This window comes from Sphingorhabdus sp., assembly GCF_046292425.1.
Lineage (GTDB): Bacteria > Pseudomonadota > Alphaproteobacteria > Sphingomonadales > Sphingomonadaceae > Sphingorhabdus_B.
This window is the reverse complement of record NZ_JBKBQV010000068.1, coordinates 1-14,089: the sequence shown is the minus strand read 5'-3', so window position 1 is coordinate 14,089 and position 14,089 is coordinate 1. Positions and strand designations below refer to the sequence as shown.

At 53.3% G+C, this 14,089-nt stretch carries 11 protein-coding genes; 4 read left to right on the top strand and 7 right to left on the bottom strand.

Features of this window, described 5'->3' with window-relative positions; translation table 11 throughout:
* Nucleotides 1-197 precede the first annotated feature (197 nt).
* Nucleotides 198-839, bottom strand: coding sequence for a histidine phosphotransferase family protein (locus tag ACK4S7_RS11920; protein WP_409647133.1), 642 nt, complete (start codon nucleotides 837-839; stop codon nucleotides 198-200).
* 64 nt (nucleotides 840-903) lie between these two features.
* On the bottom strand, nucleotides 904-1,347 hold the full coding sequence (locus ACK4S7_RS11915) for a Mov34/MPN/PAD-1 family protein (RefSeq protein ID WP_409647130.1): 444 nt from the start codon (nucleotides 1,345-1,347) through the stop codon (nucleotides 904-906).
* On the opposite strand from ACK4S7_RS11915, the gene ACK4S7_RS11910 reads away from it, so the two are divergent.
* The 3 genes from ACK4S7_RS11910 to mtgA all read left to right on the top strand — a co-directional run bounded on the left by ACK4S7_RS11910 (nucleotide 1,328) and on the right by mtgA (nucleotide 4,001).
* Nucleotides 1,328-2,269 (top strand): RluA family pseudouridine synthase, encoded by a 942-nt coding sequence (locus ACK4S7_RS11910; RefSeq protein WP_409647127.1) that lies wholly within the window; start codon nucleotides 1,328-1,330, stop codon nucleotides 2,267-2,269. The genes ACK4S7_RS11915 and ACK4S7_RS11910 overlap by 20 nt on opposite strands.
* A 73-nt stretch (nucleotides 2,270-2,342) precedes the next feature.
* Nucleotides 2,343-3,248, top strand: coding sequence for an RNA polymerase sigma factor RpoH (rpoH, locus tag ACK4S7_RS11905; protein ID WP_409647124.1), 906 nt, complete (start codon nucleotides 2,343-2,345; stop codon nucleotides 3,246-3,248).
* 51 nt (nucleotides 3,249-3,299) lie between these two features.
* Entirely contained in the window at nucleotides 3,300-4,001 is a 702-nt protein-coding gene (gene mtgA / locus ACK4S7_RS11900) for a monofunctional biosynthetic peptidoglycan transglycosylase (protein ID WP_409647121.1), read from the top strand.
* Nucleotides 4,002-4,051: 50 nt separating this feature from the next.
* Here mtgA and ACK4S7_RS11895 read toward each other — a convergent pair whose 3' ends face one another.
* The 3 genes from ACK4S7_RS11895 to ACK4S7_RS11885 form a co-directional block, all read right to left on the bottom strand.
* Complete coding sequence (locus ACK4S7_RS11895) at nucleotides 4,052-6,691, bottom strand: TonB-dependent receptor (protein ID WP_409647118.1); 2,640 nt, start codon at nucleotides 6,689-6,691, stop codon at nucleotides 4,052-4,054.
* Between the two features lie 262 nt (nucleotides 6,692-6,953).
* Nucleotides 6,954-8,225: an ATP-dependent Clp protease ATP-binding subunit ClpX gene (gene clpX / locus ACK4S7_RS11890; protein ID WP_409647115.1), complete on the bottom strand. Its 1,272-nt coding sequence runs from the start codon at nucleotides 8,223-8,225 to the stop codon at nucleotides 6,954-6,956.
* 135 nt (nucleotides 8,226-8,360) lie between these two features.
* Nucleotides 8,361-8,993, bottom strand: a complete 633-nt coding sequence (locus ACK4S7_RS11885) for an ATP-dependent Clp protease proteolytic subunit (RefSeq protein ID WP_409647113.1) — start codon at nucleotides 8,991-8,993, stop codon at nucleotides 8,361-8,363.
* Nucleotides 8,994-9,235: 242 nt separating this feature from the next.
* Here ACK4S7_RS11885 and katG point away from each other — a divergent pair, with 242 nt between their 5' ends.
* Nucleotides 9,236-11,422, top strand: a complete 2,187-nt coding sequence (gene katG / locus ACK4S7_RS11880; RefSeq protein WP_409647110.1) for a catalase/peroxidase HPI — start codon at nucleotides 9,236-9,238, stop codon at nucleotides 11,420-11,422.
* Between the two features lie 46 nt (nucleotides 11,423-11,468).
* Here the strand turns inward: katG and ACK4S7_RS11875 are convergent, their stop codons facing one another.
* Together ACK4S7_RS11875 and tig are read right to left on the bottom strand one after the other, a co-directional pair.
* Nucleotides 11,469-12,581 carry a TonB family protein gene (locus tag ACK4S7_RS11875; protein WP_409647107.1) on the bottom strand — a complete coding sequence of 371 codons (1,113 nt, stop codon included), beginning with the start codon at nucleotides 12,579-12,581 and terminating at the stop codon, nucleotides 11,469-11,471.
* A 110-nt stretch (nucleotides 12,582-12,691) separates the two neighbouring features.
* Nucleotides 12,692-14,089: trigger factor (gene tig, locus ACK4S7_RS11870; protein ID WP_409647104.1), on the bottom strand; the 1,398-nt coding region annotated here is incomplete at its 5' end.

Sequence of the window (14,089 nt, the reverse complement as noted above, 5' to 3'; positions counted from 1 at the left end):
CGGAACACACCGTCAAGCAAGGCCTGGTCTGCTGGATATCGCTCCCATTCGACGAGTTGGTTTGTCAGCGATTCGAGCGTTTCGCGCGTTTCCGCGATAAAGTCGTCTAACAAGTCGTCCATGGTTCTTGCCCCAAATTACAGGGTCAGACTGTTGGCGACATATGGTTAAAAAGACGTTGAGAAGCGTCTCGCGATTTATGTTCGAATAAGAGCACCAATCACAAGATGTTCGGCATCCGGCTCGGCTAATTGTATCATGCCGCCACCCTTCAGCGCCAAATTGTACGCCATCCATGCAGCCGCCGTGCGGGAATCTACGGCTGCGGGATCGATTTGCCCCGTCAGTGCATCACGTATCGCCGAGTCCATCACGATTTTCGGCCCGCTGGCGCGAATAACGATTTCCTGTTCGCCCGTCCGCGTTTCAGCACCTACAAATAATGTCCCGCCACGAACCAGAGCGTCATTTGCCAAGAGTACCAGGTTCAACAGGATCTTGACCGCCCGCTTTGGCATCATTTGCGCCGGCACCGCCCATTCAAGCGCAGTGCGTCCGCTTGATGTGACAAGTGGTTCGATAACCAGTCTCGCTTCCTTAGGATCGACATCCGAACCAAAGCCACCAGCAGCGCCAAAGGCCAAACGAAAGAATTTAAGCTTGTCCGCCGCCGCTTTTGCGCTTTCCGCCAGCAAATCCATGCACCGTTGCCGCATCTCTGGATCATTTTCATCCGCCAGTAGCTCAAGGCCATTATTCATCGCGCCGACAGGACTTAACAGGTCATGGCAAAGCCGTGAGCAAAGCAGGCTGGCAAAATCGATTTCGTTGTCGGACATTAAAATTATTTCCTGAAGGTATTTGGCGTGTCGCCGCCGCTCATGGACTGAGTTCGAAGGTGTTTCAACCCTCTACGGCCAAGCTTACATGGCTAAATCCGGTAACCCGACCGCCAGTAACTATGGGCTGCCAAGCTGTCACGGCTTCGGAAGCAATTATCAGCCAAAACAGCCGTTCAGGCGAGGCCAACGCAATGTCGGCCTTAGATGGCGAACCATTGCCATTGGGATGCGAGTGGAAAAATCCCAACAACGCCGGTCCCCCGGTCCTTGCACCCTTATGCGCAGAAATTAATACTGCGGGATCAATTTCGAAATGTCGTGCAGGGTCCGCTGCTATATTCCGGGCAAGGGTTACCGCAGTCACACGATTTTCTTCACCGTGCAATATGCCACAGCATTCGTCGTTTCCTGCGGCCATGGCCCAGTCGAGGAGTTGTTGCCGGTGATTGCTTGATAAATGCAGGATCATGACCCATGTGTAGGCAATGTCAGGGGAAAATACCACATTCACAGGTGTTTTGGGCGAAGGGCGGCTTGACAGCGCCCTTGCCGCTGCCCTGCCGCAATTTTCTCGCGCACGTATTCAGGCCTTGATTGCTAATGCTGCCCTGCGGGTTAATGGCGAAAGCTTAACCGACCCCGCCAGTAAGAAGATGTCGGGCAAGTCATTTGAACTCGTCGTACCCGCGCCCCGGCCGGACAAAGCAGTCGCTCAAGACATCATGTTAGACGTAATCTTCGAAGACCAGCATCTCATCGTCATTAACAAGCCTGCCGGGCTCGTCGTCCATCCCGCTGCCGGTCACAGCGACGGGACGTTGGTCAATGCCCTTCTGCACCATTGCCAGGGCAGACTGTCAGGGATTGGCGGAGTGCAACGCCCGGGAATCGTCCACCGTATCGACAAAGACACCTCTGGGCTGTTGGTAGTTGCAAAAAGCGATGCCGCTCATGAAGGTCTCGCCAAGCTGTTTGCCGCCCATGACATTGAACGCAAATATATCGCACTCGTACATGGCATCCCTGCTCCGCCCGCAGGCACAATCCGCACGCAAATTGGCCGATCCACAACCAACCGAAAGAAAATGGCTGTACTGCCGGAACAAAAGGGACGTCATGCAGTGACGCATTTCCGTGTAGCGGCATCCTTTGGCAAAACGGCTTTGGTCGAATGCACACTTGAAACAGGGCGCACTCATCAGGTTCGCGTCCACATGGCGCACATCGGTCATCCGCTCATCGGTGACAGCGTTTATTCTAATCGACAAAACCATTATAGAATCGGTCCAAATCAGGCCAAATTCGAACGGCAGGCATTGCATGCAGCCTCATTGGGGTTTATTCATCCCATTACCGGCGAAACTTTACGGTTTGAATGCGGTATTCCAGAAGACATGCAGCTTCTGTTAACTCAGCTTCGGATATAGAAGTTTCGAAGGGAACGCTTTGCCATCGGGTGCTTGATGAGGCCCGGCGGAAGGCACAATGAAAGAGGAAAACATGTCTGATAAAAAGAATGTTCCGGCTACGATACCTGCCCTTGCGGGGGACGCGAGCCTTAATCGTTATTTGAGCGAAATCCGGAAGTTTCCGGTTCTGAAGCCCGAGCAGGAATATATGCTCGCCAAACGCTTTCAGGAACATGGTGACACGAAGGCTGCCGAGCAGCTGGTCACGTCCCATCTTCGTCTCGTATCAAAAATCGCTATGGGCTACCGCGGCTATGGTCTGCCAGTCTCAGAGCTGATTTCCGAAGGAAACATCGGGCTGATGCAGGGCGTTAAAAAATTCGATCCCGACCGTGGGTTCCGCCTCGCGACTTACGCGATGTGGTGGATACGTGCGTCGATGCAGGAGTTTATCCTGCGCAGCTGGAGCCTTGTTAAGATTGGTACCACCGCCGCCCAGAAGAAATTGTTCTTCAACCTGCGGCGCATGAAGAACAATCTTCAGGCTTTTGAAGATGGCGATCTTAACCAAGAGGCATTGCGCAAAATCGCGACAGACCTCGGCGTCTCTGAAGAAGAAGTGAACAACATGAACCGCCGCATGGCCATGGGCGGCGATACGTCACTTAACGTGCCCATGCGTGAGGACGGCGATGGTCAGTGGCAGGATTGGCTGGTTGACGACGCGCCCTTGCAAGATGAACGTGTGGCGGACGCTCAAGAAGGCGACATGCGCCATGCGTTGTTATCCGAAGCGATGGACAGTCTGAACGAGCGCGAAAAGCATATTCTCACGCAGCGCCGCCTGATTGAAGAGCCACAGACACTTGAAGAACTCAGCCAGACGTATAGCGTCAGCCGCGAGCGGGTGCGCCAGATTGAAGTGCGGGCTTTTGAAAAACTGCAAAAGGCGATGTTGCGGATTGCTGGCGAAAAAAGAATGCTGCTTGCGTTCTAACTAATTGTATTAATAGGTGACGGGCGGAAAACACTGCGCTAGTTTTTGACGATGACAAAAACGAAGCGCTCGCTCTCCGCCCGTTTCCTTCGCTCTAGCTTAAAAGGTGCGCTCTACTTCATAGGGGGCAGCGTCGCACTGACAGCCGTATATGCTGTGGTTCCGGTGCCGACCACCATGACAATGCTGTTCGATCACAATGGTGCAAAACGCGACTGGACACCACTTTCCGATATTTCTCCAAATCTTGTACGGGCAGTGATCGCCGCAGAAGACGCAAAATTTTGCAGCCACGACGGGTTTGATCGTGAGGCAATCGAGAAGGCGCTGGCACGTAATAAGCAGGGTGGCCGCATGCGCGGCGGATCGACGATCAGTCAACAGACCGCAAAAAACGTGTTCTTATGGCAGGGTTCGGGCTGGACACGCTATTTACGCAAGGTTCCTGAGGTGTATTTCACGTTCCTGATCGAAAAAATCTGGGGCAAGCGCCGGATAATGGAGGTTTATTTGAACGTCGCAGAGACGGGCATCGGCACATATGGCGCAGAAGCCGGTGCCCAACGTTACTTTAAGAAATCCGCGAAGAACCTCACCCGGATTGAGGCGGCGAGATTGGCCGCAATCCTGCCATTACCCAAAAAACGCGCCGTAAACGGCGTAGGCGGCTTCACCCGTCGTTATGGCAACAGCATCTCCGCTCGCATCCGCGTGGTTCAGCGCGATGGCCTCGACAGCTGCATCTACACATAAAAAAAGGGCGGAGCCGAAGCCCCGCCCTGTTTTTCAACAGTGCGTTTTTCTTAAAACGCGAATGTAACAGTTCCGCTGACGGTGCGTGGCGCACCTATCTGGACGAAGCCGGGGCCGCCATATGTCGCTACGCCCGTTGTGCGGTTGTAGGTTGCCGACTGGAACAAACCACCACCGAAGCCGCCGACGTAGAATTGGTCGAACAAGTTATACACGTTTACTTGGAAACGCGTTTGGTCGTTCAGGCCAAGGAAGCCAAGATTGATGCTCGCATCGAGGTTTACCAACCAATATGCAGGCGCCGCTTCACCAAATATCTGGGTCCGCGCTGTGGTACCCAAGGTGCCGCTTGGGACAGCGCCTGTTGGAACGTAGGTACCAGTGTAAGTGGCTTCGCCTGTATCGAAGATATTCCGAGGACCAGTCCGCTTTGCAGTGATGCCGAGATCAATGGGGCCCAATTCACCGCGCAACGTGCCGCCAAACGAATATTTCGGAGAACCAGCTTCACGTTGGCCAGCAGTAGCCGCAAAAACAGGGGTTCCATTGGCGTTTTCGCCGATTGCAACGTTGTTCTTGATTTCGGACTTCATGTAAGAACCGAAGACATAGACGGCCAGTTCAGGAATTGGCTGATACGAAATCGAGCCATCAACGCCGTATTTGTCGACATTGCCGAGGTTACGGTAAACGTTCTGGTCCAGTTCGGGATCATAAGACGAAGCCAAACGGTTCTGGAACTTTGTCAACCAGCCAGAAAGCTGAGCTTGCACATTCCCTGAGCGGTAGCGCAGACCAACGTCTACACTATCGGTGGTTTCAGGCGCAGGACGTGCGCCTGCAGTGGTGATTGGGAAAAAGAATGAGTTGTATAAGCTGTCGGTGCCCGGAACGGAGAGTCCTTGGGCAAAACTAGCGAACATGCTGAATTCCGGCGTAAACTTGTAGTTAAAACCAACGTTCGGCAAAACTTTGTCATATTTAAAAACGCGATTTTGTGGACCAGACTGCGCTGGGTTCAATGCCGCGTTGATAGTGTTTTGGTTGGCATCGCCAAAACATTCTAAGAAGCCACCAGCTGAGCTTGTGAAGCAGTTATTGGTTAAGTCACGCTTGAAGAATGGAGCACGCACGCCAGCGGTAACGACCAGATTGCTATCCATAAACTCGCCGCGATATTCGCCAGAAACTTGATGCAAAATTGCATAAGACAAACGATCACGCTTTTGCAGCGTTGCACCATTTACATCAACTTGCGGGTCGTTGACTGGGAAAACATCAAACGGCTCGCCATTCAAGTCTAGCAGGCCAACTTCGCCCGTTTGACGGTGACGTGCTCGGTCGAACGTGTAGGCTACGCGAACCGAATGCTCATCATTAATTTCGTAACGCAACGAACTGATGACGCCATAACGATGTGTCTGGGTTTGGCTAGGTGCCAACATGAGGACCTGATCGAGAATGTCTCCATCGCCATTCAAGTCCTTACCAAAATAAGGCGCACCCCCGAGATAACCAGTCTGACAGCTTACGCCGACGCCCGTCGTAACGGTTGTGCAGTTTGCAAATCCACCAGCAGCATTGATATCCCGACGACCTTCACGCGCCGAGACCGTGCCGCCGCCATTGGCCTTCACATATTGGTAGCTCGGGTCAACAGTCAGCGTAATCTTTTCGCCAAAGCTGAATTTCGAAGCGCCACGGATGCTACCCGTGTTTGACGGATTATACCTACGGTCGAACTCGTTGCCGCAAGTCGTTGCTGACTGCGCGGTCCCGTTCACTGGCGTGACTGTATTGAGGCATGGATAATTGATCAGATATTCCCGCTCATCGCTATTCGCAGGATAGCGATTACCCGATCCTGATCCTACGACCCGGTTGGCATCGTTGCGCAAAGGCAACGAACCGAAGAAGTTGTTGCGATTCTGGTTATAATTACCAGAAATTGCAACAAAGTCCCCATCTACGCCGATTGGCTGATAAATTTTAGCGTTGTATTGCTGCTTATCGACAACGCCGTAGTTGTTGAAAGGGTTGTCATTGCTGGCCATCGACGCTGAGAAAAACGCGCGTGTGCCAAACGACGTCAAATTGCCGGTGTTAACCAGGCCAAAAATCCGCATAAAATTGTATTCACCGAGCGAGCCAGATAGCTTTACGCCGAAATCTTCCGTTGGTGTTAGTGTACGATAGTTAACCGTACCACCAACCGCAGAAGCTGTTGGGCTGTCGACGTCAGTCGTGCCAAGGTTAACGTTAACCTGCTCAATCAGCTCGGGATCGAGCTGCTGGTTGGAATAAATTGCATAGTTTCCCGAGTCATTCAGTGGGATTCCATCAAATGTCAGCGAGATGCGCGAAGAGTCAAAGCCGCGGATAGTTAGCGTTCCGCCGGACGAACCGTAAGCATCGTTATTCTGGAAGCTCACGCCCGGAATGACGTTGATAGTGTCGAGGATCGTCTGACCTGGATTTTGGCGCTCAATGAGTTCTTGTGTGAGAACTGCTTTTGCTTTTGTTGAGTCCGGTGCTTGGATCCCAGCAACGTCCTGTGAACGCGAACCCGATACGATAATAACTTCTTCTTCGAAATCGACCGAACCCGTCGACTGAGCGAATACTGCGCTTGAAAAGCTGCAAATCGAGAGTGCAACTGCACTTGCAGCAAGTTGGTAACGAATTTTCATCTTAAGACCCCTTTGATTTCGACATGCCAATTATCCGGCGGATTAAGGTTTTTGGCCGAATCACGCGGACAAAATGGACCGTGCGCTCCCCTTGGGGTCAGTAAATGTCAGTAAGATGACAACTACCCCCGCAGATGAGTCGCCCTTAGCCGACAGCAGTGCGCAGGCAAAGTTTTGCATTGCAGCAAATTGTGCAAAGCTGGGCATTTGTTAATTTTTTAAGCGAATGTGGCACGATTGCCACAGTCGGTTACGGACTGGCCTAAGCGGCGTCCTCTTTGCCAGCCTTTGCAGACTTGGCATAAACCAACACAGGCGTTTTGCGCCCTTCGACCACATCCTTGTCGACCACGACTTCGTCCACACCATCATAGGTCGGTAGGTCGAACATCGTATCCAGCAGTATCGCCTCAAGGATGGACCGCAGTCCCCGCGCCCCGGTTTTGCGCTCGATGGCCTTTTTCGCGACAGCTTCGAGAGCATCATCGGTAAAGCTCAGGCCGACATCCTCCATCTCGAACAGCTTGCGATATTGTTTCACCAGCGCGTTCTTTGGTTCAGACAGAATTTTGACCAAGGCAGAGATGTCGAGATCTTCCAGCGTGGCCGTTACCGGCAAACGCCCCACAAATTCGGGGATCAGCCCGTATTTGAGCAGGTCTTCCGGCTCGACCTGTTTCAATATCTCACCGGTACCGCGCTCATCGGGATCGGCGACATGTGCGCCAAAACCGATAGATTTGCCTTCAAGCCGGTTCGAGATGATCTTTTCAAGACCAGCAAATGCGCCGCCGCAGATGAACAATATATTTGTGGTATCGACCTGCAAAAACTCTTGCTGCGGATGCTTGCGGCCGCCTTGCGGGGGGACGCTTGCGGTTGTGCCTTCCATCAGCTTCAACAGAGCCTGCTGAACACCCTCACCGCTTACGTCGCGGGTAATCGACGGATTTTCGGCCTTACGGCTGATTTTGTCGATTTCATCGATATACACAATTCCGCGCTGCGCTTTCTCGACATTGTAATCGGATGCCTGAAGCAGCTTCAGAATGATATTTTCCACATCTTCGCCAACATAGCCGGCTTCAGTCAAAGTAGTCGCATCGGCCATAGTGAACGGAACGTCGAACGTCTTGGCAAGTGTCTGCGCCAACAGCGTCTTCCCACAGCCTGTTGGTCCAACTAGCAAAATGTTCGACTTAGCCAGTTCGACATCCGCGCCCTTACCACCATGATTAAGACGCTTATAGTGATTGTGAACGGCAACGGAGAGCACGCGTTTCGCCTGCGGCTGGCCAATTACATAATCGTCAAGCACCTCGCAAATTTCCTGCGGCGTGGGTACTTCGCCCTCTTTTCGGCCGTTCAATGCGCCCTTGGTTTCTTCACGAATGATGTCGTTGCAAAGTTCGACACACTCATCGCAGATAAAAACAGTAGGGCCAGCAATCAGCTTGCGGACTTCATGCTGCGACTTTCCGCAGAAGGAGCAATATAATGTGCTCTTTGTGTCAGATCCGCTCAACTTCGTCATAATATATCCTGCTTGTGCGCCGAAAGTAGACGCACCTTATTGAACCAACATCCTAAAGATGCGTTCCGATTTGGCAATAGCCCAAAATGGACTGTGCCACGTTGGTAGACATGCGGGGCTTAACAGCAAATGTACTCAGCTTGGGTCAACTTCCGTATTAGACGGCCGTTTGTCGAAAACTTCGTCCACAATACCAAATGCCTTTGCCTCGTCCGCTTCAAGAAACGTGTCACGATCCATGGCTTTCTCAATATCTTTCAGTGGTTTGCCAGTATATTTGGCATACAAATCATTCATACGCCTGCGAATACGCAGGATTTCATTTGCCTGGATTTGAATGTCCGACGCCATACCGCGTGCGCCGCCTGATGGCTGATGCACCATGATACGTGCGTTTGTCAAAGCGACGCGCATACCAGGTTCACCGGCGGCAAGCAGAAAACTGCCCATCGACGCAGCCTGTCCAATGCACACTGTACCGACGCGGGGCCGGATATATTGCATTGTGTCGTGAATCGCCATGCCAGCGGTAACAACCCCGCCCGGGGAGTTGATGTACATCCAAATATCTTTCTTCGGATTGTCCGACTCCAGAAATAACAACTGTGCGGTAATGACCGAGGCCATGTTATCCTCAACTTCGCCGGTCACGAAAATGATCCTCTCGCGCAACAGCCGCGAAAAAATGTCCCAGCTGCGCTCCCCCCGGTTCGATTGTTCGATAACGACGGGAACCAATGCTTGGACGGGATCAAAAGGAACGTGCATGAAATACCTCTAACATGTTATGTTTATGCGTCAGTGCCTACATCGGCGCGGGCAGGCAAAGATTCAAGCACGAAAACGGTTAAGTTTTAGCGTATGCTTGAGAATGCGAGAAACACGTAAATTTTCGGGAAAGTTATAAAATCGATTAGTCTGTCAACATTCATTGGTTTGACCGATTAAATGCCGAACGTAATAAATACTGGCCTGGAGTATCCATTTTACTGAACTCGGAGGAATTAATTATGGCAGATGCAGATCCACGCGACGGTTGCCCAATGCGCAGCGGCGGTGAAGTCAAAATGCGCTCGTTACTCGGACGACAGAATAAGGATTGGTGGCCGGACGCGCTACCCGTAGAAATGCTTCACCAGCATGGCGTGTCGCCCGATCCGATGGGCGAAGACTTCAATTATGCCGAGGCTTTCAAAAGGCTTGATTATTATGGCCTGAAGCAAGACCTCAAGGCATTAATGACTGACAGCAAGCCCTGGTGGCCTGCTGACTATGGGCATTATGGCCCGTTCATGATTCGCATGGCGTGGCACGCAGCGGGTACATATCGTGTCACTGATGGTCGCGGCGGCGCAGGTAGCGGACAACAACGCTTCGAACCGCTTAATAGCTGGCCCGACAATGGCAATCTGGACAAAGCACGCCGGTTACTGTGGCCGATCAAGCAGAAATATGGCTCATCGATAAGCTGGGCCGACCTGTTCATTTTGGCCGGTAATGTCGCTATTGAAAGCATGGGTGGCCCCGTATTCGGATTCGGGGGCGGACGCAGAGACGTTTATCAATCCGAAGGAGACACATTCTGGGGCGCAGAGGAAATCTGGGTCGACCAGGGCGCAAAAACACGGCTCGATGAAGAGAATGTGGAACTCGAAGGACCGCTCGCGGCAATCCAGATGGGTTTAATATACGTTAACCCCGAAGGCCCCGGCGGCAATCCCGATCCCCTACAATCGGCGCGTGATATGCGGGCGACCTTCGCACGTATGGCCATGAACTCGGAGGAAACTGTTGCGCTCACCGCAGGAGGCCACGCTTTTGGTAAAGCGCATGGTGCGAAGCCCGGCGAGACCTTTGGCAAAGCCCCCGCCGGCGAAGCTATTCACCAGCAAGGCTTTGGCTGGCTGACTGACGTGGATGAAATCGGTAAGGGTCACATCACAACATCAGGCATCGAAGGCGCGTGGTCAAATAATCCAACAAAATGGGGTGGCGACTATTTTCGTATCCTGTTCAAATATGACTTTGAACTGGTCGAAAGTCCTGCAGGCGCGAAGCAGTGGCAGCCGATCAATCCCGATCCCGAAGACATGGCACCTGACGCGCGCGACCCATCAAAGCGCGTGCCTACGATGATGACGACCGCAGACATGGCGTTGAAAATGGACCCAGAATTCCGCGCGATTTCGGAGCGTTTCCATGACGATCAGGCGGCACTTGACGATGCCTTCGCACGGGCATGGTTCAAGCTGTGTCACCGCGATATGGGACCCAAATGTCTGTATCTCGGCCCGGAAGTACCTGAAGAAACGTTGATCTGGCAAGATCCGGTCCCCGCTGGCACCACGCCGTCCGACGCAGATGTTGCTGCATTCAAGTCAGCAGTGCTCGCAAGCGGACTGACTGTATCGCAACTGGTCAAAACGGCCTGGGCTTCTGCCTCGACCTATCGCAAGTCGGACAAGCGTGGCGGCGCCAATGGTGCACGCATCGCACTTGCCCCGCAGAAGGACTGGGATGTCAATGAGCCCGCAGAGCTCGCCAAGGTGCTGGCAAAGCTGAACGAGCTGCGCGGCTCCATGAGTCTGGCCGATGCCATCGTGCTGGCAGGTTCCGCAGGAGTCGAAAAGGCAGCGAAGGACGGCGGCTTCGATGTCGAAGTGCCGTTTACCGGCGGTCGCGGCGACGCCACGCAGGAATGGACTGATGTCGACAGCTTCGTCTGGATGGAACCGCAAGCCGACGGCTTCCGTAATTATCTAAAAACCCGGCAGCCAGTGAAGACCGAGGAATTACTGCTCGATAGGGCGTCATTACTTGGCCTTTCGGGACCGGAGATGACCGTACTTCTCGGTGGTTTGCGTGTCCTTGGTGCAAATCATGGAGACATGCCGGAGGGCGTATTCACGACGCGCAAGGGTGTGCTGACCAACGACTTCTTCGTGAACCTGTTCGACAACGAAACCTTTTGGGATCTGGTGGATACCGCGAGCGATGAAGAGTTCATCGGCTACACCCGGGGCGGCCGGACCGAGAAGTGGCGCGCGACGCGGACCGACCTCATCTTCGGGTCAAATAGCCAGCTTCGCGCCACCGCCGAAGTCTATGCCGAGCGCGGCCACGAAGAAAAATTCGTGCGCGACTTCGTGAAGGCATGGATCAAGGTGATGAACGCTGACCGCTTTGACCGGATATAAGCAACAAGGATTAAGGGCTTGGGTCACTCCAAGCCCTTTTTCTTACTTAATCAGGCTTGATGACTGGCTGGCGATCCTCAGTACGCATCTCGTAGCGCACCTTTATGACGCAATTGCTATAACCCTGCGCAGATGGCACGGTTGAGCTTCCCATCACGATTTGCCTTGCAGCCTCGCCAAATTCAGCAGCAGGTTCCGATGCCACCACCTTGACATTGCCAACCGCGCCCCATGGCGCGAGATCAAATGCGATGACTGCCCAACCCTCAATATCGCGCCGTCGGAAAGCTTCCGGATAAACTAACGCAGGCTGATATTTCCATTCCACCGTCTGAAGGCAATTGCTGTCCGGTTTGCGATATGCCGCCAACTCTTTGCTATCTGGCGATGCCAGCGTTCCACCGCGCCGCCAATAAGGGTAAAGGCAACCCGTTTTCGCGCCCTTGGCAAATCTCGTTTTGGCCACTGCATCCGTCGAAAACTTGTCGAGCGACCGGTTACCAGTGGTGCCATATGTCGCCAGTCTGACTGGCTTTCCCGAATCATCGATATCGAACTTCACCATGCTCCAATCAGGGCGCCCTGTTGTTGCAGGGATTTTCTGAAAGTCCGGGTACGCCCGCAGTAAGACAGCTGGTCGCTGCACATTACAGTCCGAAGTGACAGGCGAAATTCGATCGAACACCTCTTTGGGAGCGCGTTGCTGGGCAAAGATCGAAAAGCCGATGAGATCGTGCAAGTCCGCATCTGCAATGCTCGACTTTTTGGGTTGGTAGATGATCGAACATTCGTTTCGCGGCGCACCAGGTCCAAATCGGCTGGCGGCAAGAGACGGGGTCAGGTCAGCATTTAACCCGAAGCCTGTGGAATCACGCTTAAGACCAAGTACACGACCTGTTTCGTCAATTCTGAAGCGCATCGAGACGGATTGGTCCAGATTACTTCCTGTGGTCCACAGAAGCTCCGCCATTGGCGCTTCTACGCGCGAAACGTCCAACGGACCATCGCTGCAGCGCCCGGACAATGGCTTAAGTGCCACGACCGTCGGGCGACGCGTGGTGAATTCCTTGTTGGAAATTGTCTCCACAATCGGCGGCGGCGACAACATTAGGGGAATTTCGATCGAAGGCGCAGCGAAGGCGATTAGCAAGTTCAACATTCTGCGACTTGTGCCACGGGCCATATCCAACCGCAAGCTGACAACGTTTTTGACAAAAAAAGAGGGGACGCAACGCATCCCCCCTTTTTCCTCAATGCATAGCGCAGAGATTATTTCTTGGGCGCGGCCTTTTTGGCTGGTGCCTTCTTAGCTGGTGCAGCTTCGGCATCGACCTTGGGTGCAGCCTTTTTGGCAGCAGGCTTGGCGTCCGCAGCAACTACTTCGTCCTTGGCAGCAGTCTTTTTGCCAGAAGCTTTTTTCTTGGCGGCTGGCTTTGCCTCAGGCTCGGCTTCAATCGCCGCCTCAAGCACGTCCTTCGTCACGGTCCGTTCAGTGACTGTCGCCTTGTCAAACAGGAAATCGACAACCTTGTCCTCAAACAACGGCGCACGCAGTTGGGCGGCTGCCATCGGGTTTTCCTGCAGATACTGCACGAAACGCTGACGATCTTCAGGGCGGTATTGCTGCGCAGCTTGCTGCACCAGCATGTTCATTTCCTGCGAACTGACTTCAACGCCATTGGCTTGGCCAATTTCGGAGAGCAAAAGCCCCAAACGAACGCGGCGGACCGCGATATCGCGATACTCATCGCGCTCGGCTTCCATTTCCTTCTTCGCAGCTTCAGCGTCTTCTTCGCGGGCAGCTTCCTGCTCCAACTGCGCCCAAATCTGTTCGAATTCAGCTTCGACCATCGATGGCGGGACATCAAAATCATGATCTGCAGCAAGCTGGTCAAGCAACTGACGCTTCATGTAGGTACGCGTCAGGCCATTATGTTCCTGCTCAACCTGAACCTTCATCAGTTCACGCAATTTATCGATGCCTTCGAGGCCGAACATTTTGGCAAGATTGTCATCGGCCTTGGCTTCGACAGGTGTGCGCACTTCATTGACGACAATCTCAAAAGTCGCGGCCTTGCCCTTCAGGTTTTCGGCGTTGTAATCTTCAGGGAAGGTTACGTTCAGAACTTTCTCGTCATTGGCCTTAACGCCAACCAACTGGTCCTCAAAACCGGGGATCAACTGACCTGAGCCAAGCTCAACCGCCATGCCTTCGCCCTTGCCGCCTTCGAATGGTACGCCGTCAACCTTGCCTTCGAAGTCGATAACGACACTGTCGCCCATTTTCGCGGCATATTTCTTGTCAGCGGCTTCAAAGCTCTTTTGGCCTTCGGCCAGCTTCAGGATCGATTCGTCCACTTGTGCATCGCTAACTTCGACAATCAGGCGCTCAAGCGTGATACCATCAATCGATGGCGCTGCAATCGCTGGCAGAATTTCAAGGTGAAAATCGACCACCGCGTCTTTGCCGGGCGCATAATCTTCACCTAAATGGACATGCGGTTGAGTCGCTGGACGCAATTTGTTGTCGGCAATGCGGCGCAGGTGCGAAGCCAGGGGATCGAATTCGAAACCGAGGTCTTCGTCGCTGATTGGCTGACGCTGGGCGGCGCGTTGTCCTATCTCGATAGCACCTATCGCAATTTCCCGGGAGCGTCGTGCACGCTG